This window comes from Deltaproteobacteria bacterium GWC2_55_46 (assembly GCA_001595385.3).
Lineage (GTDB): Bacteria > Desulfobacterota > GWC2-55-46 > GWC2-55-46 > GWC2-55-46 > UBA5799.
In genome coordinates this window covers 711,903-734,938 of sequence record LVEI03000001.1, presented here as the reverse complement: position 1 = coordinate 734,938, position 23,036 = coordinate 711,903, and the positions used below count along the sequence as shown (strand labels likewise).

Genomic DNA, 23,036 nt, shown 5'->3' with positions numbered 1-23,036 from the left:
ATTCACATGGATGGAAAATGGAAAACTGATGCGCATAGCCGTCCTTGGAGGCACCTTCAACCCCATACACTTCGGCCACCTGAGGATAGCGGAGGAGGCCAGGGAGGCTTGTCTTTTCGACAAGGTCGTCTTTATCCCGGCCTGCGTAACCCCTCATAAGCCCGAAGAGGCCCTCACGCCGCCGGAGCTGCGTTTCGAGATGGTCAAGGCCGCAATCGAAGGCAACCCCGCCTTCGAGCTGTCGGATATCGAGATCAGGCGGGGTGGAAGGTCGTTTACCATCGATACCGTCAGGGAGCTTACGAGACAAAGGCCTTCCGCAAAGGTTAGCCTCATAATCGGCAACGATTCGTTTAACGAGATAACTACCTGGTGCGAATACGAGGAGCTGCTTAAACTTGCGAGTTTCGTCGTGGTACAGAGGCCGCACTACCCGGCCAAAAAACCGGGAGAGGCCCTGCCGGTTGAAGTGGCCCGCAAGTTCTGGTATGATTCTCAAACCGGCTCTTACGTCAATTCCGACGGGAATTCTATCACTTATCTGAATACGACCATGCTGGACATCTCTTCGTCGGATATAAGGTGCAAGGTGCAAAAGGGGCTTTCGATAAGGTATCTGCTGCCGGATGTTGCGGCTCGGCTCATAGAGTCTCACGGGCTTTATAAATAAGGCACCAAAGGAGTGGCGAAACTGGAACCGAAAAAGAAGGCGCTCGAGATAGCGAAGTACGCGCTCGACAAAAAGGCCGAGAAGATCGTAATACTGAATATAAAGAAGCTCTCCAGCGTCTCCGACTACCTCGTCGTATGCAGCGCCGAGTCTGAAAGACAGGTGCAGGCGATAGCCTCTTCGATAGAGGATGGGCTTAAAAAGCAGGGCGAGAGGCCCATCGGGACGGAAGGCGTCACAGGCGGCAAGTGGGCGCTCATCGATTATATCGACGTAGTCGTCCATATCTTCCTTGAGCACGCCAGGACGTTCTACGACCTTGAGGGGTTGTGGGCGGAGGCCCCGGCAACAGAGGTCGCCGATAAGCCGAAGAAGGCTGCTGCCGCAAAACCCGCAAAGGCGGCCAAGCCGGCCAAGCCGGCCCCGAAGAAAAAGGGCTCATAGGCCTTAGATGAAGATATGCTTCATCTGCGTGGGGCAGGTCAAAAAGGCGGGGGTGGGGGAAGCGGCCTCAGAGTACCTCAAGAGGATAAAAAGGTACGCCCCTGTAGAAGTGGCCGAGGTGAAAGACGAGCCGGCCACACCCAAGACGCCCAGGGAGGAGGTCCTTCGGAGCGAAGGCCGGAGGGTCCTCACGAAGCTCTCTCCAGGCGACTTTGTCGTGGTACTCTCCGACACAGGCAGGCAGATGACCTCGTCTCAGCTCGCGAAGTTCATGCAGGGGCTCCTGAATTCAGGGAGAAAGCGGCTCGTGTTCATAGTAGGCGGGGCGTATGGCCTTCACAATGATGTCTACGATGCTTCCGACGAGCTGCTCTCCCTTTCGCCGATGACCCTGCCGCACGACCTCGCGAGACTGGTCCTGTATGAGCAGGTCTACAGGGCCTTTACCATATTGGGCAACGAGCCGTATTCGCACTGACAAAATTCAAAAGCGCGGGTTTTCGATGTATACCAAGGTCCTTCTCGTCTTTATTATCTTCATCCTCGGGGTCTTCTTCTATCTCCATACCCAGAACCCAGGCACGATGACATTCGTGGTCACGCGGGATCGCACTTACGTGCTCCCGTCCACGCTCCTCCTTTTCTTCGGTTTTATTTCCGGCGTGGCGCTGGCGGTCCTCAACTCCATTCTCGCGGACGCGCGAAGGGCCTGGAAAGAGATGAAGGAGAGGAAGGAGAAAAAGCTCCTTGTCCAGGCGGACGAGAACTACAGGAAGGGCGCGGAACTACAGGTAAAGGGCGATACCTCTTCCGCGAGGGAGCTTATGGAGAAGGCCCACAGGGCAAAGCCGAACGATACCGGCGTTATCATAAGCATCGCTGAGACCTATATGAGGGAGGACAGGCCCAAAGAGGCGGTAAGCGTACTGGAGAACGGCTTTGCAGCCAACCCTTCCTCCATCGGCATATTGATCTCCCTTGCGAGGTGCGCCTCTGAGTCCGGTGACCTTCAGAAGGCGGCCAAGGCGCTCGAAGACGTCATAAGGCTCGACCCCAGGAACCTCCACGCCCTCAGGAGGCTCAGGGACCGGAAGATCGAGGACGGGTCATGGGCTGAGGCGTCGGCGCTCCAGAGAAGCGTCATAGATTCGGAGAGAAACGAGGAGTCGAGGAAGAAGGAGAAAAAGCTTCTTGCCGGGCTTCAATATGAATCTGCGTGCCAGTCATCGGCCGAAGGCAGGCTCGCTGAGGCCCTTATAAAGCTCAAAGAGGTATTGAAGAACGAGGAGAGCTTCCTCCCAGGCCATATCCTTCTGGGAGATGTGCTCGACAAGCAGGGGAACACCGCGAACGCGGCCAAGGTCTGGGAGAAGGCCATACAAAAGTTCCCGAACCCGGAGGCGCTCATGCTCCGGCTCGAGGACCTCTGTATCAGGGAATCGGCCCCCGAAAGGATACTTGAGAGGTATAACAGGGAGATACTCACGCACCAGAACGGACTGAACCTGAGGCTCCTGCTCGCGAGGCTATACCTGAGGCTTGAGATGGTCGACAACGCCATAGAAGAGCTTGAGAGGCTGCAGACCGAAGGCGAGGATGGCTTCTATCACTCGGTGCTCCTTGGTGAGGCGTACCTCAGGCGCAAGCAGGGCGGGAGGGCCGCCCACCTCTTCCACAAGGCCCTCGGCCTCGACAGGGAGTACGGCCCCCGCTTCAAGTGTTCTGCGTGCGGCATGGATACCGTCTCATGGTCGGCGAGGTGCCATTCATGCGGGCAGTGGGATACGCTCGCGATGAGGGGCATTCAAGGTCAGCTCAAGGCCCCTGCCTTAAGAAAGCTCTTCTGAAAAAAATACCCGGAGAACCGATGCGTGAAGAAGGTCTGCCTTATAGTGCTCGATGGGTGGGGCATAAACCCTGACAAGGACGGGAACGCCACCCTTATCGCCTCAACCCCCAACTATAACCGTCTATCGAAAGAGTATCCCGCTGCCGCCATCGACACCTCTGGCCTCTCTGTGGGGCTGCCTGAAGGGCAGATGGGGAACTCCGAGGTCGGCCACCTTACCATGGGCGCCGGAAGGATCGTCTACCAGGAGCTTGTCAGGATAACGAAGTCGATAAAGGACGGCGAGCTTGAAAGGCATCCGCTTATAGGCGAATTGGCAAGAACGCTTAAGGAACGGGGCGCGGCCCTGCACCTGCCCGGCCTTGTCTCCGACGGCGGGGTCCATAGCCACATCGAACACCTCTTCGGCCTCCTCGATATATTCAAAAGAACGGGGCTTGAGAGGATATTCATCCACGCCTTCCTCGACGGCAGGGACACGCCGCCGTCGAGCGGGGCGGGGTATATGGAAAAGCTGGTAAAGTATCTGAAGGATACCGGCTCGCCTGCGAGGGTAGCGACTGTTTCAGGCAGGTACTATGCCATGGACCGGGACAACAGGTGGGAGCGGGTCAGGAAGGCCTACGACGCTATGACCGGCGCGGCGGGCTTATCTGCCATAGACCCTGTGCAGGCGGTAAAGGACGCCTACTCAAGGGGCGAGACGGACGAGTTTGTAATGCCGACGGTCTTGCAAGACAGCGGGACGCCTTCAGGCGCGATATCGGACGGGGACGGGATCCTCTTTTTCAACTTCAGGGCCGACAGGGCGCGTGAGATAACAAGGGCCTTTGTCCTTGACGGGTTTGACGGCTTTGAAAGGCAGAGGAGGCCGGCCCTCTCAAGGTTCGTCTGCATGACGGAGTACGAATCCAGGCTCAAATTGCCTGTGCTGTTCAAGCCGCAGGGGCTTGAGAATATATTCGCAGAGGTCTTGAGCAGGAACGGCTTGAGGCAGTTCAGGACATCAGAGACCGAGAAGTACGCCCACGTAACCTTCTTTTTCAACGCGGGCAGGGAAGAGCCCTTTACGGGAGAGGACAGGCTCCTGATACCCTCCGTAAAGGACGTGCCCACCTATGACTTGAAGCCTGAGATGAGGGCCGTAGAGATAGCCGAGGCAGCCGTTGAGAAGATAGGGCGGGGGGGCTATTCCTTCATGCTCATGAACTTCGCGAATGGGGACATGGTAGGCCACACCGGCGTGCTCGAGGCCGCCGTAAAGGGTTGCGAGGCGGTCGATAAGGCCATAGGCATGGTAACGGAGGCAGCCCTTGCCGGTGGATGGGCCGTTATCATCACCGCTGACCACGGCAATGCCGAGCAGATGATAGACCCGGCTTCGCGCGAGCCGCAGACAGCCCATACCACGAACCTGGTCCCGTTCATCCTGATAGACGACTCCATGAAAGGCGTGAAACTCAATGGCGGCGGGCTTCAGGACGTGGCGCCGACGGTATTGAAGTTGATGGGACTGACTCAGCCTGCGGAGATGACCGGGAAGCCGCTCCTCTGACAGGCTGAATTGTGATTTTTAGTTTTTCCGCAACCTTCTAAACAGGAATAAATAAGGGGGGGAGGGGCTCCCGCCCTTATTTATTGTCAAAAAACAATCTCAGCCCAACCTTCTTACGCCAGCGTGATAACAGCACATGAGGCTTTCGAGGTTGTTGTCGAAGGCCCTCCTGCCCGCGTACCTGAACTCGATCCTTATAATCGATATCCCGCCAGGAATGATAGAGTTCATCTCCTCGACCACCCGGCCCTGCCCCCATTCAGGGTGCCTCAGGTGGACGACGACTTCACCTACGGAAAGATATAATTTTCTTATCTCCTCGCGCATGGCGCACCTTTATTTAATTATAATTTTCCGTCTTTTATCAGTGTGCGTCAAGGGGAAAGGAGAGTTGGCTTATTGATGCGCTAAAGCACGGACTTGAACCTTTCGACAAGGTATGAGAAGATAATTTTGGTTTAAGCTTTGGGAGGTGCGTATGTCCACTAAAGGCTCATACAGCTATCTTACATGCCCGATGTGCGACGTCGAAGTCCCGATGGCAGGGGATGAGAGGGTGGGCGAGCAGGTATTCTGCCCCTATTGCCAGACACCGTTGGCGCTTCGCAAGAAGAAGACGGACGAGCTATTTCTCGAAGAGGATTTTTAAAGAAGAGCCTTTCAGATATCGAGTATCGCTATCGCCTTCCATCCGGCGCTATCCTCCTCCAGGCTGAACATGTGGAGCGTCACCGCCTTTACGTCAGCTCCGAGAGGGTGCTTGGCCGGATCGATCTCCTCGCCTGAAAGCTCTGCGGATAGGCTGTAGCTCCCGTCAGACTCACGTATCTTCATGGTGTCCACACGTAAAAGGAGTTTTTTGGCGTCCTTGTAATAGACGAGTTCGTTCAGGAAGTCGAAAAGCAGCATCTCAAGGCCGGTGTCCTCGAGCTCTACCGTAACCCATTCCTTGCGTTCTATCCTCTCCGGCTCATCGACCATGACGTTTACGGTGGCCTCTGCCGCGGCGGTGAAGACCTCAGCCGGGTCCTTGCCACGGGCCTCAAATGCCACGTCAGCGGTGGCGATCTCTTCCAGATAACGGTATTCCATCCCTAACCCTTTATGTTGCCGATGGGCGTAAGCCTCACGACCCGTTTGCTCAATCCAGCAAGCTCTGTTGCCTCGACGACCTCGTCTATCTTCTTGTATGCCGCTCCGGCCTCTTCGGCAAGGCCGCCCCACGTGACGGTCTTGACGTATATGCCCCGCTCCTCCATGTCGTGCTGGAGCTTCGTCCCCCTGTACATGCGCTTTGCCTGGTGCCTGCTCATAGTCCTGCCGCTGCCGTGCGCGGTCGAGTAGAAAGCGTCCTCTCCGCTTCTGAGGCCGGCGAGCAGGTACGAGCCCGTCTCCATGCTCCCGCCTATTATGACCGGCTGCCCGGTGTCCCTGTATTTTTCCGGCAGCCCCTCCATCCCGGGGGCGAAGGCGCGCGTTGCGCCCTTCCTGTGCACAAGGAGCTCTCTTTGCTTCCCGTCGACAAGGTGAGTCTCCAGCTTGGCGGTATTATGCGTGACGTCATAGACCATGTCGAGGCCAAGGTCCTCAGGGGACCTCTTGAATACGTCGGAGAAGACCTGGCGTATCCTGTGGAGGATCACCTGCCTGTTGACGAAGGCCATGTTGGCGCCGCATTTCATCGCGGCGAAGTAGGCCTGCCCCTCATGTGAGCTAAAGGGTGCGCACGCGAGCTCACGGTCCTGGACCCTGATCCCGTACTTCGTTTCCATGACCTTGAGAAAGAGCTTGAGGTAGTCTGTTGCGACCTGGTGGCCGAAGCCGCGGCTGCCGCAATGGAACATTATCGCCACCTGGTTCGGTATACGAAAGCCGAAGGCCTTCGCGATATTCTCATCGAAGACGTTCCCGGGGCTGGCGACCTGTATCTCGCAGTAGTGGTTCCCGCTGCCGAGGGTGCCGATCTGGTCAAAGCCGCGCTCTATCGCCTTCTCGCTCACCTTCGTGGGGTCCGCGCCTTCGAAGCAGCCGCGTTCCTCGGTAAGCTCGATGTCCTCTGGCCAGGCCAAGCCTCTCTTTAGGCACCAGCGGGAGCCATCTTTCAGGGCCTCCCTGAACTCGTCGCGCTTGAGCCTGAGCATGCCTGTTGAGCCAACGCCGGAGGGTATGCTGTAGAAGAGGGCGTCCACAAGCTCTTTGAGCTTTGGCTTCACCTCTTCAAAGGTCAGGCTCGTGAGGACGAGCCTCATGCCGCAGTTGATGTCGAAGCCTATGCCGCCAGGGGAGATGACGCCCTTTACAGGGTCCATGGCCGCAACCCCGCCTATCGGGAAGCCGTAGCCCCAGTGGCCGTCAGGCATGCAGTAGGCGTACTTCACTATGCCGGGCAGGCAGGCGACGTTCGTGACCTGATTGAATACGCCATCGTCCATCTCCTTTATGAGCTTCTCCGTGGCGAAGACGCGCGCCGGGACGAGCATGCCCTCCTTGTAGCTTGTGGGCAGCTCCCAGACGGTCTCTGAGACCCTTTTCAGGGCTGAAGGCAAAGGCATATAAGCCTCTCATTGTTAAAGATGGACTGGATTAATAATTAATACTCTATCAGAAAAAAGCGATCTTGTTTTGCTCCGGATTCCACCGCCGCCGCGTGAGCTTGACAAGCCCCCTTGCGGGTTTACAATCTAAATATGAGGCATTATGCGGACATAGGGTCTTCCGCATCGGTACTCAGGGGTTTTGAACTCAAAGGAGGTGTGAAATGAAAAAGAGCTTGCTTGCGGCCGCATTGACTATTGTCGTGGCCGCTTTTACATCAACCGGGTACGCCGCGTATACTACGATACCGCTCGAGGGCCTCTTGAGCTTCCCGGACGCGAAGGGAAACGTAGAGATATCCTACTCCGATATCGGGCTCAACGTGAACGAGGTCACGGTCGATGTGAGCGGACTTAAGCCTAACGCCGTATATACGGTATGGCTCACCAGGGAAGCTCCGTCCAGACTTAAGGGGCTCGGGGTAGGGGATTACGCGTTTAGGACAGACGCGGCAGGGAACGGCCGGTTCGTGGCGTCGGTGCCGGATGGCGAGATGTTAAGGTGGGATGTAATCGAGATCGCTCATCATCCGAACGGCGACCCAGCCGACCTGGACAACGCGCAGGTAGCACTCAGGGGTGACCTGGGCTGATGAAAAAGCCAGCAGGATAAAAGGCCTCCGCCCAAGGCCGGAGGCCTTTTTCTTTTTTTTGAGGCCATTGGGGAAAGAGGTATGAGATGAGATACATCAAGCTAATATCCGCTCTTGCGGCGCTCTTTCTTTCGGCCGCGGGGGCGTACGCTTCGCCAAGCGTGATCGAGCTCAGGGGCGAGGTATGGGACGACGCCAGGGGCGAGGCCGTTATAGACGACATAGCTGGAGGGCAGAAGCAGATAAAGATAGCCGCTACAGGGCTTGAGCCGAATTCGGTCTTCTCTATCTGGCTCATCGACGTGACGCCTATGCTCGGCGAAGTGGGCGTGGGTTCTGGCGACCTTACGTTTGTAAGCGACGGCGATGGCAGAGGCTCTTACATAGCGAGGGTGCCTGGGGCCCAGTTCAAGGACTGGGACAAGATAGAGGTCCTGCACCATCCTAACAAGGACACCGAGGACGTTGAAGGGGCGGAGCTTGCCTTGAGGGGCAATATCGGGAATCTCGTGAATCCATGAGGTGAGGCGGCCTTTGAAAGGGCGCGTCTGCCGCCCTTTCAAGCCCCTTTCTCTTGACCCTTCGAGTTCAACTATGATAGCTTTACCGCATGAAAATAATAGTGACCGGGGGGGCCGGTTTCATAGGCTCTCACCTTGTGGCCGCGCTTCTTGACCGCGGCGAGAACGTTACTGTAATAGACGATTTCAACGGCTTCTACGACCCAAAGCTCAAGAGGGAGAACGTGGAGGCCTATAAGGAACGGGCCTCCTTCAGCCTCTTCGAGGCCGATATCAGGGACAAAAAGAAGATGGAGGCCATCTTCGCCTCCGTAAAGCCGGACGCGGTCTGCCATCTGGCGGCAAGGGCCGGGGTGAGGCCGTCGATAGAGGACCCGATCCTTTACGAAGAGGTAAACTGTGTCGGCACTCTTAACCTCCTCGAGGCGGCGCGCTCAACAGGTACCGTGAACTTCGTCTTCGCCTCATCTTCCTCGGTCTACGGCATCAACAGCAAGGTGCCGTTCTCGGAAGAGGACCCGATAACGACTCCGATATCCCCTTACGCCACTACAAAGAGGGCCGGAGAATTAATGTGCTTCACCTATTCGCATCTGTACTCCCTCCCGGCCACCTGCCTCCGCTTCTTCACGGTCTACGGCGAGAGGGGAAGGCCTGACATGGCGGTAGCCAAGTTCACCCGCCTCATCTGGGAAGGGAAGGAACTTCAGGTCTACGGTGACGGGACCGCAAGGAGGGACTTTACCTACGTAGGTGATATAATCTCCGGCCTTCTGAAGGCGATATACACCCGTTCAAGGTACGAGATAGTGAACCTTGGAGGAGCGAATACGGTCGAGGTCAAGACCCTGATAGAGCTTATCGAGGCGGCGCTCGGCAGGAAGGCGAAGATAAAATATACGGACACGGTCCCAGGGGACGTGCCCATAACATATGCCGACGTTACAAAGGCCAAAAGGCTCCTGGGCTTCAGCCCGACGGTAAGGATAGATGAAGGGGTCGAAAGGTACGTAAGGTGGTTCACTGAAAGGGAGAAGGCTTAAAAGCCCCCGGAGAGAGCGATTGAAAAAGACCTATATAAAGGACATAAGGGAGAAGGACAGCGTACAGGACGTCTTCCTCGTCTCGAAAAAGGAGACCGGGATAAGCAAGTCCGGAAAGGCGTACTTAAGCCTGAGGCTCATGGACTCATCCGGCGAGATGGAGGCCCGGGTATGGGACGACGCCGAGGAGATAGCGAAGGCCTTCAATAAAAACGACGTCGTCTCGGTCAAGGCCTATGCGGTGGCCTACCAGGGCGGCGTACAGATGAACGTCTCGGCGGTGAAGGCGCTTGCGGAAAACGCCTATTCCCTGAGGGACTTCCTCCCCGCCTCCGCCAAAGATCCGGCGACCCTCGCCTCTGAGATAGATTCCATAATCGCGAGCCTCAAGGACAGGCATGTGAAGGCCCTCCTTGAGGCCATATTCACCGACCCTGAGGTGAGGGGAAAGTTCCTCATGGCCCCTGCCGCGAAGAGCATGCACCACCCGTGGCTCGGGGGGCTCGCGGAGCACGTCGTCTCGATGTGCGGCCTTGCCGATAAGCTCGTCGAGCACTACGGGGAGGCGATAAACAGGGACCTCCTCATAGCCGGCTCCATGCTCCACGACATAGGGAAGATCTGGGAGCTCTCGTACCAGAGGTCGTTCGACTACACCGACGAGGGGCGCCTTCTGGGCCATATCACCATAGGGGTAGAGCTTATCGACAGGAAGGCCTCCGCCATACCGGATTTTCCGAGGGAGCTTTCCGTACTTATCAAGCACATGGTCCTGTCGCATCACGGCCATCTCGAGTTCGGCTCACCCAAGAGGCCAAAGACCATCGAGGCGATAATACTCTCCTACATCGACGACCTTGACGCCAAGGTCACGATGGTAAGGTCCCTTGTAACCGATAAGGGGGACGGCTCGAACTGGACCTCGTACCAGAAGCTCTTCGAAAGGTATATCTACAGGGGCGGGGCCCCTGTAGCCGAGGACGAGCCTGCAGCCGCAAAGGCTGAAGAGAAAAAGGAAGACGCTAACGGCGAAAGAGGCACGCTCAACCTTTTTCGCCAACCCTGAAGTCCTGAATGGCTCCCGCAAAAAAGCCGGGAAAACAGCCATCAAAACAGATCGAAGCCCTGAGAAGGAGGCTCTCCGAGACGTGCTCAAGGCGTTTCAGAGGCTCCATGTCTGTCTTCGGGGAGGGGCCGGCGCCGTGCCGCGTCATGGTCATAGGCAAGGCCCCAGGGCGTGACGAGACGAGGCTCGGAAGGCCTTTCGTTGGCAAGGCCGGCTCTTTTTTCGTGAAGGTACTTGAGGACGCCCTGAGGTTAAAAAGAGAGAATATCTATATCACCAACGTCCTCAAGATATGGCCTAACGTAGAGACGAAGAGGCTCAGGACCAGGAAGCCGGAAAAGGACGAAAGAGAGTTCTTCATCCCTTACCTTATGGAAGAGATCGATATAATCGCCCCTGATGTCATAATCGCCGTAGGCAAGACCGCCTTTTTTGCCCTTTTGCCCGATAGCGATTTTATGGCCGGGGAATGGCTGGAATTTGAAGGAAGGCCGGTCATGCCGGTCTATCACCCGTCTTACATCTTGAGAAGGCAGAAGCGCCTTGACGAGAGCGTCGGTGAGCTTAGGAAGGCACTTCTAAAAGTCAGAAAGAAGCTCGATTAACTTTCAGCGGCTTTCCCTCTTCCGGGGCTGCAGACCGGACAGTACGGGAGCCCGGCCTCAAGCGGGCAGACATGGCCGCATTCGGCGCAGCAGACGCACTCATCGAGAGAGTATCCGCAGACCGGACATATATCTTCCGCTCGGCCTTCCTTTTTTTCTTCGACAATATCCATATATTGATTATATCCCCGAAAGGGCCCTGGGCAGCCTGTCAGAACTGGAACCTGAACTCCGCGAAATAGAGCCCCTGCCGCTCAAAGCGGCTCTCATCCTCGTTTATAAGGAGTTGCATGCCGGTAGTCAGGTCTATGTACTCCTGTACGTTAAATCTCAAGGCAGGGCCTGCAAAGGCGCTGTTGTCGTCCATGTCAAATACGCCGAAGCCCTGGACCCTGAGCCCTGCTCCTATGTCGTAGCCGACCCCGGTGCCTACGACCCGGCTCTCATCTGAAAGGATCTCGGATAGCCCGGCACCAGCACCGGCCGGTGACCTGGTCACGCTGCCCCTTGTGTAGATGTTCTCGACCAGCTCGCAGAGCGTGGAAGGGAAGCCTGACCCGAACTCCATTATGGACCTGAAAAGCCTCGTCATCCTGCCCGAGACTACCGCTTGACGGCCCGTCTCTCCGGTAACGGGCGGGTCATCGCTAAAGCGCTCCTTTTGGTCGACGAGACCGCCGTTATCCTGTGGGCCGGGATTAAAGTTCAGCATCGGAGGCAGTGGAGCTGCTCCGGGGCCGTAAGGTATAGAAGGAACAGGCGAGGCGGCCGCCCCGTTATAGATAAGGAGGAGGGGTAAAGTGACTGCCCAAAGCCTGTAGAGTAAAAATTTTAGCATTTACTTGCCAAGAGGCCTTCCATGTATAATAATTATACGGTTTACCGAAAACCATAGCACGCGGACGCCCTCTATGCTGAGCATCGTAAATATGCTTAAGAACTGGCGGACCCTGTCCATAACAACGGGTCTTTCCTGGTTCATGAAGCTTCTGATGGTACTGCTTCTTCCGGTGGCGGTCTCAAGAGGTGATTACCTCTTCTCGGTCCTTATCGTTTTCTCCGTCGCCCTCTCAATGATACCGAGCCTCCTTGAGAGGAGCTACAGGGTGACCCTGCCATTTGAGCTTGACCTCCTCATAACGCTCTCCATATTCCTGAATACATTCATGGGAGAATGGCTCAACTTTTACCAGCGGGTCTGGCTCTACGACAAGGCCTTGCACGTCTACGGCAGCGCAGTAGTGGGCCTGCTGGCCTTTGTGGTCGTCTACTCCTTAAATTATACACGCAAAGTGCGGCTTTCGTTGCCGTTCATCGGGCTTTTTACCGTTACGTTCGCCATGGCCATGGGCGGTATCTGGGAAATTGGTGAGTTCACTGTGGATACCCTCTTCGGCAAGATGACCCAGAACGGCCTTGGCGACACCATGTGGGACCTCATCAACGACCTTATAGGCGGCATTGTAACCGCCGTGGTCGGCATGGTCTATGTGAGGTACTCTAACCCGGATACGAGGAAGCGCCTCGCGAAGCCTCTTGGCGAGGTCTTCGGCCTCGGCAAAAGGATAGACATGATAAAGGAGCGCATGGAGAGGTCCCGCGGAACGAACAGGCCGGCAAAGAGACGGGGCAGGCAAAAGGCAGGACCAAATGCTGAATCAAATACTGAACCAAATAATACTGAAATCGACGAGCGCGACGGACAATAGGCAGGCAGGGAGCGATACCTCGAAGATGAAGACCCGACAATAAAAAAAGGCGGCAGGTTTTATCCTGCCGCCTTTTTTTGCCTCCGCGGGGCGTTTTCTTCCGGTCGGTAAGAGAAGAGCTCAAGTTATCATCCGAAGATGACACTTTATTAGCTCTTCTCTTACCGATCGGGTTTTACCGCCCCGCGAAGCCTTTTTTGAGGCAGGAGGTTTCCCTCCTGCCTCAATTTACTTTCCCGGCCCGGGTATCTCCGGCCAATGAGAGGAGCTTTTCGGGTTCCATCCCAAGGACGGTCCCTTATTCTCTCCTCTTGTCAGCCGGGTATCCCGTTCCGGGAAAGCAGCCTCTTAAGCCTATATCTGGTAAGCCTCTTCGACGTGGAAGAAGTTGTCTACCTCTTCCTCGATCACTGACGCGAGGTCAGATATTGAGACCAGCCCGATAAGCTTGCCGCCGTCGACTACCGGGAGCCTTCTTATCTTTTTCCGCGCCATAAGCTTGGAGGCTTCGAAGACGTCCGTTTCCGGTGTGGCGCTTACTACGTTCGTCTGCATTATCGAGCTTATCCTGGTCGTGTCAGGTTCCTTGCCGCCCGCAAGCCAGATCACCAGGTCCCTGTCGGTGAGACATCCTTTTACGGACTCTCCGTTGGTGACAAGGAGATAGCCGATCCTGTAGTCCTTCATCTTCTTGGCCGCTTCCCGTATCGAAGTGTCAGGGCTGACCGTGACTACTTTTTTCTGCATGATTTGTTTTAGCTGCATTTCTTTTCACCCCTTTCATGAAAGCCATGGGGAGGAGAACTCTCTATTACAGCAGACACAATCTAATCGTAGACCATAATCTGCCGTTGTCAAGAAGCCTGAGTTCTGCCCCGCTATCATCAGCTATCGTTAACGCGAAGCTGCGCCGCAGCTCCACTGAAAGATATCCCTTTACCAGATGAGGACCCATCCGATGATCATGGCAAGGGTCAGCAAGAGGGTAACGGCGATGTAGACCTCATCCACGTGCCTTATCTCAGGGTCGGTCCAGTCATACCAGAACATAAACCTCACCTCCTATATATAAATTATAGCACTTTCGCGCGGGGTAGTTTCTGCTTGATGGCAAAAGGCATGAGAAGGGGCAGGTTTGACTCGTTCTGTTCCGCGTTTATACTTAGATTCTGGACCGCTAGCTTGAATGGAGAGTCGATGAGGAAGAGGTCTCCCGTTTTTTTATCGTTTTTGTTGGTATTTTTCCTGCTCTCAGGCTGCTCGGTCATTGTAATAGAGCCAAAAGAGGGCAGGCGCGCATCTATTGCTCACGCTGCCGCCCCTGTCTACGTTCAGGCGAAAAGCTCTTATGAAGGCGCGATGGACAGGTGCAAGGACGTTTTCGAAGACGGCACCGGGGTATCATGCAGCGACCTCGTTAAGGCCAACTCCGCCAGATATGATGATGGCGAGGTCCTCAAGCCGGTCAGGAAAAAACAGGAAAAAAAAGCTGCTGAACCCGATGAAGAGCAGTCGGCATTCGCAAAGCTTATAAAAAGAAGCCTTATGACCGGCATGCGCCTTTATACCTGGAGTGTTGCGGAATGAACCAGCAGCCGGGCTTTATATCTTGAGCCTGAGCACCCCGCCTTTCTGCCCTGAAAGACTCTCCCGATTATATGGAAAATTACTGCCCTGTTTTCAATTGACGTAGCGATATCGTGGCTAAAAGCACCGTCAATGTGCGGTTCCAGTACTTGCTTACCGGGTTTCAGCAGGCACAAGCTCATTCCATATCTCCCCAGGTTCCTTCGCGAATATCACCTCCGCGTCGGCGTCGACCAGGTGCCATCCGCCGTTTGCCAGTTCCCTTTCGAGCTGGTTCGCCGCCCATCCTGAATATCCCGCGTAGACCCGGAACTTCTGAGGCCCGGCCCCGGCGTTCATATTGTTCATCAGCAGTCCCTGGCTTGTGCTCACGCACACGCCTGCCAGGACCTGGTTGCATCCCTCGGACGGCCCTTCTGAACGGACGAGGATCCAGAGGTTGCTGACCTCGACCGGGCCGCCGAAAAAGAGCGGATCGTCCCCTCCCGGACCTTTTACATTGTAGTCCTTGAGCTTCATTATGGGGCGGTTAACGATCAGTCCCGTGTAGCCCAGATTGTTCCTGTCCACCAGAAGTATTACGGCGGATTTGAAGATCGGGTCTTTCATCTTCCTGCTTGCCACGAGGAACTTGCCCTTTGCTGGCGAAAAATCGAGCGCGTCTATCTCCTGTTGCGGCCTTGCAGGCGAGTACGATGGCGGATGGGCATAGATGGACGTGGCGTTGGCGGCAAAGAGGGCCAGCCCGAGGAAAAGAGCCGGGAGAAGTGCGGGTATGGATCTCATGCGGTTATTCTACATAGATGGCCGTAAAGAATCCATGATTTAAATAGCCGCACCCGAAAGGATCGCGTGAGGGAAGGGATCGATAGAAGCCTCTTCCTGCTTTCCTGCTATATAATCATAATATGATAAGGACTGTAGCGAAAGTTCTTGTAGTCCTCAATTCCGGGACGGCGCCCGGCCAGATAAGTCTTGCTCTGTGCCTGTCGATGATAGCCGGCCTTACGCCTCTATTAAGCCTCCACAATATCCTCGTATTTTTTCTTGTCCTCGGCCTTAAGGTCAATATTTCCTCCTTCATGCTCGGCCTTGCCTTCTTCAGCGCCTTCGCGTACGCGCTAGACCCGATTTTCCATCTTATAGGTTTCAAGGCGCTCTCCATCGGAGGGCTCTCCGGCCTTTGGACCTCGCTTTACAATATTACTCTCTTCAAGCTCTCCAACTTCTATAACTCCATTGTCATGGGGAGCCTGCTTTTCTCAATCGTCGTTTTCATCCCGCTGCTTTTATCTTTGAATTACGCCATCAGGAAGTATCGCGAGCACGTGCTGACATGGCTTAAAAAGACCCCTCTGGCTAAGACCATAACCGCGAGCAAGTTCTACGAGTACTACATGTCATTCAGTAAGTTACGGGGCAGGCTATGAAGTGGATACGCTGGCAAGGGCTCCTGGCCTTCTTCGTCCTATCGGCGGTACTGCTCGCGTTCTGGTTTCTTTTTATCGATGTCATCATCAAGCGCCAGATAGAAAAGACAGGGACGGCCATTGTCGGAGCGAAGGTCGAGCTTCGCGAGGCCGACTTGACGCTATTCCCCCTTGGGCTTACGCTTTACGGCCTGCGTGTGACAAACCCAGGCCAGCCGATGAAGAACGCCTTCGAGGCCGGCCGCATCGCATTCACCATCGACGGAGCGAACCTCATCCGCAAGAAGTATATTATAGAAGAGATGGCCGTTGAGGGCGTGAGGCTCAATACGCAACGCAAGAGCTCAGGCGCTATCGGCAGGGCAAAAAAAGGCAAAGGCCCGGAAGAGGAGGCCTTGAAGCTCCTGACCTTTGAGCTGCCTGAAGTGGATGAGGTCATTAAAAAGGAAAAGATCGAGTCGATAAAAGAGATAGAAGGGCTAAATAAAGAAGTAAAGGCGGACAGGGAGAACTTCGAAAAGGAGCTGAAGGCCCTGCCTGACGAGAAGAAGATAAGGGAGTATGAAAGGCGTATAGCGGCCCTGAAGGGCTCTCGGGGCTTCGGCGGCATAGTAGGCGGGGCGGGCGAGGCGCTAGCCCTTAAAAACGAGATACAGGCTGACCTCAAGCGCGTAGCCGTCTTCAAGGATACCGTTGCCGTGAAGACCGCCGATTACCGGAAAAGGGTTGAGGCGGCCGCTTTAGCGCCGGGCAGAGATGTTCAGAAGATAGTAAGCAAGTATTCCATCTCACCCGAGGGGCTTAAGAACCTTGGCAGTCTTTTTGTCGGCGGCAGGGTACGCGAGTGGGTGGAAAACGGCCTTGAATGGCGTGAGAAGCTCGACAGGATAGTCTCACGCGAAGGCAAGGAGGGCGGGGCCGAGGTGCAAAAGAGCTTGAGGGGCAGGGGGGTCGACGTCCAGTTCCACGAGTACAGGCCGTTGCCGGATTTTCTCATCAGAAAGGCCTCTGTATCATTCAATATCCCCTCAGGAGATATCGCAGGGGCTGTAACGAACATAACAGGGGACCAGGATATACTCGGAAGCCCCATGAGGATAAGGTTCTACGGCGAGAGGCTAAAGGGGCTAACATCAGCGCTCCTCGAAGGCGAGATAAACAGGGTGGCGCCTGAAAGCCCCAGGGATATAATAAACTTCTCTGTCAAGGGGTACAGGCTTCACGATCTTTTGCTTACAGACAATGAATACATGACGGTAGCCTTAAAAGAGGCGCTCGCGGACTTTGACCTTAATGCCGAGGTGAAGGGGGGTATGATAAATGGGCATATCGGCTCTGCCGTAAGGTCGGCGTTGACAGAAGCAACGGTCAAGGCAGAGAAGAACCCCATGCTCGATACTATCGCCGCCGCGTTCTCTGACGTTAAGGCATTTAATATCGACGCGAAAGTCGACGGTAAGCTCGACGCGTATGGCTTGAGCGTCTCTTCAGACCTGGACAGGGTCTTAAGCGGCGCGGTCGGGGGCGCCTTGAGGGATAAAGTGGCAGCCTTCGAAAGCGGTATGAGGGGTGAGCTCCTGGAAAAGACTGCGGAGCCGCTCAAGGAGCTCAATGGCAGCTTCAAGGGGCTTATAGACGTCAACGGAATAGCAGGGGAGCGTTTAAAGAAGTTCGACGAGCTTCTCGCTGAGGCTGCAAGGGGAGTTATACCGTTGCCGAAGCTGGGTTCGTTGCGTTGAGCTTCAAACGGGCTGGGCCCGCCAGGTCAACCCTGGCGGGCCCAGCTTTACGATCCGGGAGCAGAGATCTTATTTTGAAAAGGTAGCATCCTCGATGATGACTGCATAGAAGTACCCAAACCCGAAGTCCTTATCAGTATCGACCGTACCCTGGGCGGTAACAGCCGAACCGACGGCAGGCGGCGTATCCGTGGTCCTGAAAACAAGGTTGTTTGTGCCTTGTTCACCGGTGCCGTCCTGGATATGCACCCATGTCCTGGCCATTATGTTCTCGGATACCTTTACGACCTTCCCGCTGACCTTGACGACGCGCCCTTTAAGGCCAGAGGCGTTGGCGTAGATCTGCTCGATAGTGTATGCCTTGGCTGCCTTTGCCGCCTTGGATTTTTTGGAGGGCTTCTTGGCAGGCGCGCCCTTGGATGAACCGACCTTGATCTCGCTTACGAACAATACTTTGTCAAATGTGCGATTGAGCGCGTTGCTCCTGAAGTTCGGCATCCACACCTGTTCCGAGAAGCTTACAGTAGCCCCTTTGCCTACCTTGGTCTGCGGGCCCGCTATCCAGAAGGCCTCTCCTTTTTCCTTGACCTTGACGTATGTGTACCCGCCGCCTTCCGCGGTCTCGAGGACGGTCCCTGTGTGCTGTCCCCCGGCGATAGCGTACGAGGCTGTAATTATCAAAAAAGCAAGAGCTGAGATGAGTATTTTGGCGCGTATCATTTTTCTCTCCTTTAAGTCCGTCTGAGATTTTATTCGACGGTCTTACGCATTATAGGTAATCGTCAGGCTGAAATCCAGCACTATAGGAACCATATTTGTTTTTTAACGGCAGCCGGGCCGATTTTCAGTTGACATCAAGTCCAGGTTGATATATTGTTTGTACAATCCCCAAAGACGTTTCTCTCGAATGGAAGGGGGTGGTTGTCTCTTTACCTGCGAATTTCCCAAGTCCGCGTGAAAGGAGGTGCCGCTGAAATAACCTGATATTCGCTGACCTGAGCCGGCCCTCGTACGGGCTTGTTTTGACTTCCTTCACAAATCGGAGGGGCAAGAGAATCCATGGCCAGACCCGGCAATAATAGACATAATCCTTCTTAAGTCATATAGCTTCACACTCGCCGGAAAGTATTCAAGGGTCGCCATGCCTTCTCCTGGCATCCATTGCCAGGGTCGTCTCGTCAACACGTCACAAACCTCCGCGCCAGGGTACCAGTTACCCTATTAGAGTACGCGAGTATCAAGCCGTAGAGCCTTTGGCAAAAGAAATGAGAGATCCTTCCTGAGACATCATTCGCCTGAAAACGATATCTCTTATGGAAGGATTATTTGCCGTTTTCACTCTGACCCCAACCTTTTAACCCGCAAAAAAAGAGGAGAACCTGTCTATGGTCAATAAGCTCAGTCTCCTGTCCATATTACTCGCCGTAGTCCTGCTTTCTGCGGCTGGCGCGGCCTATTCCCAGGAGGCCGCCCTTTCAGAAGAGAATTTCGCCAAGGCCAAGCAGATATACTTCGACCGGTGCGCCGGTTGCCACGGGACCCTGAGGAAAGGCGCCACAGGGCCGAACCTCGAGCCAGCCAAGACCCGCGCCATACCTACAGCGTCATTGTCGCTTATAATCGCGGAAGGCACGAAAGGGGGCATGCCGCCCCATAAGGACATACTGACCAAAGAAGAGATCGACATGGTCGCGGCCTATATGCACAGCGACCCTCCTCAGCCGCCAGAGTGGGGCATGGAGCAGATAAAGGACTCATGGAAGCTCATCGTCCCTGTCGATAAAAGGCCCACGCAGCCTCCCAAGAGGAACTGGTTGAACTACTTCGGGGTCATCCAGAGGGATATCGGCAAGGTCAGCATAATCGACGGCGATACCAAAGAGATACTCGCCAGTATAAATACCGGCTTCGCCGTCCATATCTTGAGGACTTCGGCGTCCGGCAGGTACATGTTCTCGATAGGGCGCGACGGCAAGGCGACGATGATAGACCTCTGGTCGCCGACCCCCAACATCGTGGCCGAGATAAAGACCGGCTTTGACGCGAGGTCGGTAGACACGAGCAAGTACAAGGGCAAGCTCGGCGACTTCACCGACAAATACGCGGTCGTCGGCAACTATTGGCCGCCCCATTATGTCATCCTCAAGGGTGATACGCTCGAGCCATTGAAGGTCGTGAGCACCCGGAGCTACACGTACGACACAAACGAGTTTCACCCGGAGCCGAGGGTCGCCTCCATAGTATCTTCCCACCACGCCCCGGAGTGGGTCCTAAACATAAAAGAGACCGGGATAGTGCTGCTTGTTGACTACAGCAAGGTGGACAGCGGCACGGTGATCGAGACCAAGATAAACGCCGAAAGGTTTCTGCATGACGGCGGCTGGGACGCATCCAAGAGGTACTTCCTCGTCGCGGCCAATATGAGGAACAAGGTCGCAGTCATCGACACCGTCGAGAGAAAGCTCGCGGCCCTCGTAGAGACCGGCAACAAGCCCCACCCCGGCAGGGGCGCGAACTGGGTGGACTCGAAGTACGGCCCTGTCTGGGCGACCCCGCACCTTGGCGAGCCAATGGTGGCGGTCATCGGCACAGACCCGGCGAAGCACAAGGAGCATGCCTGGAAGGTCGTAAGGAAACTCCCGGTATCCGGAAACGGCCTCTTCATCAAGACCCATCCGAAGAGCGATAATATCTGGGTGGATAACACCCTCAGCAAGGACCTCACCATTGCTCAGACGGTCACCGTTTACAGCAAGAAGAACCTCGACGCAAAGCCGGTCGACATGAAGCTCACCGACCACGGCAAGATAGTTCACATGGAGTACAACAAGGCCGGGGACGAGGTATGGCTGTCTGTCTGGGACAGGGAAGGGGAGATAATCGTCATAGACGACAAGACCAGGAAGGTAAAGAACAGGATAAAGGTCGATACACCTACTGGCAAGTTTAACGTATACAATACCATGTGGGACATCTATTGACGTCTGGTGACGTATGGCAAAAACAGATATCAAAGGAGAGAGCAGATGCGGTTAAATTCCAAAGGCTTCATAGCCTTGCTCGTGGTTTCCTTGTATGTAATGGTCTCGGCTGTTGAGGCGGCAGGGACTTTCGGGGACCTCAAGGCAAAGATGATAGATGCCAGGAACTCTCTTACTCTTATGATCCAGCACCCGGATATGCGCGGAGCGGAGCAGCAGAAAAAGATAAAAGAGACGGCTGACGCGGTAAGCGCGACACTTGCCCAGATCAGGGTGCCTGATGCGAAGGCGAGCAGGTACAAGCTGCTGGTAGATACCTGGGATGCGTTCAAAAAGACCCGCGAAGAGGTGCTTGTGCCCCTTATCCTCTCCGGAAAAGAGGAAGAGGCCATTAGCATCGCAAGCGGGGTGCAGGGCGACAGGTTCCTTAAGATGATAGCCCTGATAGATGAGATCAGCTATTAGGGTTCAAACCGCAACTGGCCATCCTGGCGGTGTTTAGGCATGTAGCCAAAAATGAAAGCCGGCCGTGAAATCACGGCCGGCTTTCATGTCTGCCTCTCTTTTGTCCTTAGTTTCTCTCTGAGAATAACCAGGTTGCAAAGGCCTGCTCGGCATGCTTCTCGTTGAGGAGACCGGTAAACCTGGCGGGGTCCATGATCGCCTGATACCTTTCCGGGGTATACTGGTCGCCGAGGGCGGCGATGAAGCTATCCAGCTTGTGGACGTTCTTGTAGGTGTAGCCGTTGTAGTTGTCCTCCATCGCGGATATTATCCTGTCCGCGTCCAGAAGCTCTTCAGCCTTCACGGTAGTGCTTAATACGAAGATAGATAATAGAGCTGCGATCGTCAGGTAAAACCCTTTCATTCTTTCCTCCTTTAAAAAGATTTCATAAAAGCAAAAGAGCGCATGCCTTCTCCACTCCTGATTCGGGATGGATCGGTCCGGATTGTGTTGATTGCAAAAGACGTGCCGGTAATATGTGGCTTAAAAAACAATGTAATATGAGGGATTACTGGCGGGGAAGCTGGCCTTGTTTGTTATGATGCGGCAATATGGAATGCATTACATTTGATGTATTGGTTTTTTCTTTTTAAAAACAGTCGTTTTACTTCCGCTTGCAAAAATGCCGCATGCGACAGGAAGGCGCTTGAACCGGTAAGCGGCTTCCTGGTTAAGGAGGCGGCCTTTGGCGCTGGAATAGCTTGTCTGGCAGGCATTTAACGTGCCTGGATCAGCTCAGAACCTCTTGTTCGTAGCGTTGTATTTGCCGACCGGCTTTTTGAAAGGCAGGCTCTTTACAGGCTTTAGCGTGCGGGTATCATAGACCACGACGGCGCCGTCGTCCTCCCACACGCTCACCAGCGCGAAGGAGCCTTCCTTGGTGAACTCGATGTGCATCGCTTTTTTGCCGGGCTGAGGGATGACCTCGCCAGCGAGCTTTAGTGTCTTCTTGTCTATGAGCTCAACCGTATCGGTGCCTGTGTCCACCCAGATATGCGGGATATACTCGTGAGTACGGGCGAAAAAGCCGGGGCCTTTCATCTTTATCTCGGCCACAAGCTCCCAGTCATAGAGCCTTAGAACGCTAACAAGGGGCTCGCCTATGTGCGGGAAGGCGGCGTAAACGGAGCCGCCCTGGCTCCAGACCGCGGCAGAGGCGAGGTGCGGCATCCTCACCCCGGATTTTATTGACCTTACGACCTTTTCTTCCTTGAGGTCCAGTACAGTTATATCGGAGGCGCCCCTCGACGTGCCGATAATATACCTCTCCTCCGGTTCTATGAAGAAGTCTGTAAGGGGCTGTCCTGTCGCGATAGTCCTGGTCTCCAGGGTCGACTCATCAATGAGGATGACCTCCGGCCTGTCCTTGAGGGCAGCCACGAATCTGGAGCTGCCCTTCAAGGCGTATACGGAGCTGACCGCTCCTATCCCGCTAAAGGTCTTGACCGGCTTCATGGTAAGCGAATCGAGTATTACAAGCCCTTCCGGGAGAAGGGTGGCGACCGCCAGCCTCGTCCCGTCCGAAGAGATGGCCAGGTTACGCGCGCTTATGCCTGTCCTCAGCCGTCCGGTCTCCTTCAGGTTGACGATGTCGTATTTTGTGACCCATCCGTCCCTTGAGACCACGTAGGCCTCCTTGAGGGATGGGGAGAACTTCGGGCCGCCATGGACAGCCCCGGCCTTGACATTGCCGAGCACCTCGAAGCTGCCGCCGTCCATGAAATGGACCTTGCCTGTGCCGCCCTCCACGACCATGAAGAAGTTCTCTAAATCATAGGGGGCCTCTCTCCCATTGTCTTCCGTAACGGCCAGATCCCAGGTGGAGAGCATCTCAGCTTGTTCCCACCTCGGCGTCCTGGCGGGGGTCTTTAAGAACGCCACCACCTCTTTTATCTCATCGTCCGTGAGGAGGCCTTTGAAGGCAGGCATGTTCGTAGCCTCAAGCCCGTTAGCCACGATAGAGATAAGCTCCTTCTCCTTTTTCATGCCGAAGTACTCTGGTATCAGGGGCGGTCCGCTCAGTCCGTATCTTTCAGGGTGATGGCAGTTTGAGCAGTGCTTCGAATAAATTGCCTCTCCGGTTGCAAAGGCATGGCCGCAGAGTAGTAATGTGGCGAGTATCGCGGGCAGCAGCTTCTTCATCAT

The 23,036-nt window shown here is 55.1% G+C and carries 25 protein-coding genes; 16 read left to right on the top strand and 9 right to left on the bottom strand.

Translation table 11 applies throughout. The features are described 5' to 3' along the window. Positions 1–28: 28 nt before the first annotated feature. From A2V21_303515 to A2V21_303495, 5 genes are read left to right on the top strand one after another with little or no spacing between them, the layout of a single operon-like run. Complete coding sequence (locus A2V21_303515; GenBank protein ID OIJ73412.1) at positions 29–670, top strand: nicotinate (nicotinamide) nucleotide adenylyltransferase; 642 nt, start codon at positions 29–31, stop codon at positions 668–670. A gap of 48 nt (positions 671–718) precedes the next feature. After that, complete coding sequence (locus tag A2V21_303510) at positions 719–1,114, top strand: ribosome silencing factor (GenBank protein OIJ75035.1); 396 nt, start codon at positions 719–721, stop codon at positions 1,112–1,114. A 7-nt stretch (positions 1,115–1,121) separates the two neighbouring features. Continuing rightward, the gene (locus A2V21_303505) at positions 1,122–1,592 is read left to right on the top strand and encodes a hypothetical protein (GenBank protein OIJ73411.1); all 471 of its coding nucleotides are present in this window, start codon (positions 1,122–1,124) and stop codon (positions 1,590–1,592) included. Between the two features lie 25 nt (positions 1,593–1,617). Continuing rightward, positions 1,618–2,961: a hypothetical protein gene (locus A2V21_303500; GenBank protein OIJ73410.1), complete on the top strand. Its 1,344-nt coding sequence runs from the start codon at positions 1,618–1,620 to the stop codon at positions 2,959–2,961. 24 nt (positions 2,962–2,985) lie between these two features. Next, the gene (locus A2V21_303495; GenBank protein ID OIJ73409.1) at positions 2,986–4,518 is read left to right on the top strand and encodes a phosphoglycerate mutase (2,3-diphosphoglycerate-independent); all 1,533 of its coding nucleotides are present in this window, start codon (positions 2,986–2,988) and stop codon (positions 4,516–4,518) included. 99 nt (positions 4,519–4,617) lie between these two features. Here A2V21_303495 and A2V21_303490 read toward each other — a convergent pair whose 3' ends face one another. The 3 genes from A2V21_303490 to A2V21_303480 all read right to left on the bottom strand — a co-directional run bounded on the left by A2V21_303490 (position 4,618) and on the right by A2V21_303480 (position 7,070). Beyond that, positions 4,618–4,845, bottom strand: coding sequence for a hypothetical protein (locus A2V21_303490; protein ID OIJ73408.1), 228 nt, complete (start codon positions 4,843–4,845; stop codon positions 4,618–4,620). 333 nt (positions 4,846–5,178) lie between these two features. Further along, entirely contained in the window at positions 5,179–5,610 is a 432-nt protein-coding gene (locus A2V21_303485; GenBank protein ID OIJ73407.1) for a hypothetical protein, read from the bottom strand. Between the two features lie 2 nt (positions 5,611–5,612). Next, positions 5,613–7,070 carry an RNA-splicing ligase RtcB gene (locus tag A2V21_303480; GenBank protein OIJ73406.1) on the bottom strand — a complete coding sequence of 486 codons (1,458 nt, stop codon included), beginning with the start codon at positions 7,068–7,070 and terminating at the stop codon, positions 5,613–5,615. Between the two features lie 206 nt (positions 7,071–7,276). On the opposite strand from A2V21_303480, the gene A2V21_303475 reads away from it, so the two are divergent. The 5 genes from A2V21_303475 (at position 7,277) to A2V21_303455 (ending at position 10,940) form a co-directional block, all read left to right on the top strand. Then, positions 7,277–7,705: a hypothetical protein gene (locus tag A2V21_303475; GenBank protein ID OIJ73405.1), complete on the top strand. Its 429-nt coding sequence runs from the start codon at positions 7,277–7,279 to the stop codon at positions 7,703–7,705. An 86-nt stretch (positions 7,706–7,791) separates the two neighbouring features. Beyond that, positions 7,792–8,226, top strand: coding sequence for a hypothetical protein (locus tag A2V21_303470; GenBank protein ID OIJ73404.1), 435 nt, complete (start codon positions 7,792–7,794; stop codon positions 8,224–8,226). An 89-nt stretch (positions 8,227–8,315) separates the two neighbouring features. Beyond that, positions 8,316–9,269, top strand: a complete 954-nt coding sequence (locus tag A2V21_303465) for an epimerase (protein ID OIJ73403.1) — start codon at positions 8,316–8,318, stop codon at positions 9,267–9,269. A 19-nt stretch (positions 9,270–9,288) separates the two neighbouring features. Further along, positions 9,289–10,335 carry a hypothetical protein gene (locus tag A2V21_303460; protein ID OIJ73402.1) on the top strand — a complete coding sequence of 349 codons (1,047 nt, stop codon included), beginning with the start codon at positions 9,289–9,291 and terminating at the stop codon, positions 10,333–10,335. 8 nt (positions 10,336–10,343) lie between these two features. Then, positions 10,344–10,940 carry a hypothetical protein gene (locus A2V21_303455; protein OIJ73401.1) on the top strand — a complete coding sequence of 199 codons (597 nt, stop codon included), beginning with the start codon at positions 10,344–10,346 and terminating at the stop codon, positions 10,938–10,940. A 211-nt stretch (positions 10,941–11,151) separates the two neighbouring features. On the opposite strand, the gene A2V21_303450 is transcribed toward A2V21_303455, so the two are convergent. Beyond that, positions 11,152–11,778 carry a hypothetical protein gene (locus A2V21_303450; protein ID OIJ73400.1) on the bottom strand — a complete coding sequence of 209 codons (627 nt, stop codon included), beginning with the start codon at positions 11,776–11,778 and terminating at the stop codon, positions 11,152–11,154. Between the two features lie 142 nt (positions 11,779–11,920). Here A2V21_303450 and A2V21_303445 point away from each other — a divergent pair, with 142 nt between their 5' ends. Then, a complete protein-coding gene (locus A2V21_303445; GenBank protein ID OIJ73399.1) occupies positions 11,921–12,649 on the top strand; it encodes a hypothetical protein in 729 nt (242 codons plus the stop codon). Positions 12,650–13,003: 354 nt separating this feature from the next. Here A2V21_303445 and A2V21_303440 read toward each other — a convergent pair whose 3' ends face one another. Continuing rightward, entirely contained in the window at positions 13,004–13,414 is a 411-nt protein-coding gene (locus A2V21_303440; protein ID OIJ73398.1) for a hypothetical protein, read from the bottom strand. Positions 13,415–13,882: 468 nt separating this feature from the next. On the opposite strand from A2V21_303440, the gene A2V21_303435 reads away from it, so the two are divergent. Further along, entirely contained in the window at positions 13,883–14,236 is a 354-nt protein-coding gene (locus tag A2V21_303435; protein OIJ73397.1) for a hypothetical protein, read from the top strand. 153 nt (positions 14,237–14,389) lie between these two features. On the opposite strand, the gene A2V21_303430 is transcribed toward A2V21_303435, so the two are convergent. Next, entirely contained in the window at positions 14,390–15,022 is a 633-nt protein-coding gene (locus A2V21_303430; protein OIJ73396.1) for a hypothetical protein, read from the bottom strand. Between the two features lie 122 nt (positions 15,023–15,144). Here A2V21_303430 and A2V21_303425 point away from each other — a divergent pair, with 122 nt between their 5' ends. Then, the gene (locus A2V21_303425) at positions 15,145–15,666 is read left to right on the top strand and encodes a hypothetical protein (protein OIJ73395.1); all 522 of its coding nucleotides are present in this window, start codon (positions 15,145–15,147) and stop codon (positions 15,664–15,666) included. Beyond that, positions 15,663–17,405, top strand: coding sequence for a hypothetical protein (locus A2V21_303420; protein OIJ73394.1), 1,743 nt, complete (start codon positions 15,663–15,665; stop codon positions 17,403–17,405). Before A2V21_303425 ends, A2V21_303420 begins: the two co-directional genes overlap by 4 nt. A gap of 69 nt (positions 17,406–17,474) precedes the next feature. Here A2V21_303420 and A2V21_303415 read toward each other — a convergent pair whose 3' ends face one another. Beyond that, positions 17,475–18,125 carry a hypothetical protein gene (locus A2V21_303415; GenBank protein OIJ73393.1) on the bottom strand — a complete coding sequence of 217 codons (651 nt, stop codon included), beginning with the start codon at positions 18,123–18,125 and terminating at the stop codon, positions 17,475–17,477. 665 nt (positions 18,126–18,790) lie between these two features. Here A2V21_303415 and A2V21_303410 point away from each other — a divergent pair. Together A2V21_303410 and A2V21_303405 are read left to right on the top strand one after the other, a co-directional pair. Further along, entirely contained in the window at positions 18,791–20,386 is a 1,596-nt protein-coding gene (locus tag A2V21_303410; GenBank protein ID OIJ73392.1) for a nitrite reductase, read from the top strand. 45 nt (positions 20,387–20,431) lie between these two features. Further along, a complete protein-coding gene (locus A2V21_303405; GenBank protein ID OIJ73391.1) occupies positions 20,432–20,851 on the top strand; it encodes a hypothetical protein in 420 nt (139 codons plus the stop codon). Between the two features lie 106 nt (positions 20,852–20,957). Here A2V21_303405 and A2V21_303400 read toward each other — a convergent pair whose 3' ends face one another. Together A2V21_303400 and A2V21_303395 are read right to left on the bottom strand one after the other, a co-directional pair. Continuing rightward, positions 20,958–21,254, bottom strand: coding sequence for a hypothetical protein (locus A2V21_303400; protein OIJ73390.1), 297 nt, complete (start codon positions 21,252–21,254; stop codon positions 20,958–20,960). A gap of 372 nt (positions 21,255–21,626) precedes the next feature. Continuing rightward, a complete protein-coding gene (locus A2V21_303395; protein ID OIJ73389.1) occupies positions 21,627–23,036 on the bottom strand; it encodes a hypothetical protein in 1,410 nt (469 codons plus the stop codon).

Coding starts and splice junctions, on each gene's coding strand:
- A2V21_303500 (OIJ73410.1), top strand. CDS start 1,618: ATGTATACCAAGGTCCTTCTCGTCTTTATTATCTTCATCCTCGGGGTC.
- A2V21_303470 (OIJ73404.1), top strand. CDS start 7,792: ATGAGATACATCAAGCTAATATCCGCTCTTGCGGCGCTCTTTCTTTCG.
- A2V21_303425 (OIJ73395.1), top strand. CDS start 15,145: ATGATAAGGACTGTAGCGAAAGTTCTTGTAGTCCTCAATTCCGGGACG.
- A2V21_303405 (OIJ73391.1), top strand. CDS start 20,432: ATGCGGTTAAATTCCAAAGGCTTCATAGCCTTGCTCGTGGTTTCCTTG.
- A2V21_303455 (OIJ73401.1), top strand. CDS start 10,344: ATGGCTCCCGCAAAAAAGCCGGGAAAACAGCCATCAAAACAGATCGAA.
- A2V21_303450 (OIJ73400.1), bottom strand. CDS start 11,778: ATGCTAAAATTTTTACTCTACAGGCTTTGGGCAGTCACTTTACCCCTC.
- A2V21_303420 (OIJ73394.1), top strand. CDS start 15,663: ATGAAGTGGATACGCTGGCAAGGGCTCCTGGCCTTCTTCGTCCTATCG.
- A2V21_303485 (OIJ73407.1), bottom strand. CDS start 5,610: ATGGAATACCGTTATCTGGAAGAGATCGCCACCGCTGACGTGGCATTT.
- A2V21_303480 (OIJ73406.1), bottom strand. CDS start 7,070: ATGCCTTTGCCTTCAGCCCTGAAAAGGGTCTCAGAGACCGTCTGGGAG.
- A2V21_303430 (OIJ73396.1), bottom strand. CDS start 15,022: ATGAGATCCATACCCGCACTTCTCCCGGCTCTTTTCCTCGGGCTGGCC.
- A2V21_303410 (OIJ73392.1), top strand. CDS start 18,791: ATGGTCAATAAGCTCAGTCTCCTGTCCATATTACTCGCCGTAGTCCTG.
- A2V21_303415 (OIJ73393.1), bottom strand. CDS start 18,125: ATGATACGCGCCAAAATACTCATCTCAGCTCTTGCTTTTTTGATAATT.
- A2V21_303395 (OIJ73389.1), bottom strand. CDS start 23,036: ATGATGAAGAAGCTGCTGCCCGCGATACTCGCCACATTACTACTCTGC.
- A2V21_303490 (OIJ73408.1), bottom strand. CDS start 4,845: ATGCGCGAGGAGATAAGAAAATTATATCTTTCCGTAGGTGAAGTCGTC.
- A2V21_303440 (OIJ73398.1), bottom strand. CDS start 13,414: ATGCAGCTAAAACAAATCATGCAGAAAAAAGTAGTCACGGTCAGCCCT.
- A2V21_303400 (OIJ73390.1), bottom strand. CDS start 21,254: ATGAAAGGGTTTTACCTGACGATCGCAGCTCTATTATCTATCTTCGTA.
- A2V21_303515 (OIJ73412.1), top strand. CDS start 29: ATGCGCATAGCCGTCCTTGGAGGCACCTTCAACCCCATACACTTCGGC.
- A2V21_303465 (OIJ73403.1), top strand. CDS start 8,316: ATGAAAATAATAGTGACCGGGGGGGCCGGTTTCATAGGCTCTCACCTT.
- A2V21_303505 (OIJ73411.1), top strand. CDS start 1,122: ATGAAGATATGCTTCATCTGCGTGGGGCAGGTCAAAAAGGCGGGGGTG.
- A2V21_303475 (OIJ73405.1), top strand. CDS start 7,277: ATGAAAAAGAGCTTGCTTGCGGCCGCATTGACTATTGTCGTGGCCGCT.
- A2V21_303445 (OIJ73399.1), top strand. CDS start 11,921: ATGAAGCTTCTGATGGTACTGCTTCTTCCGGTGGCGGTCTCAAGAGGT.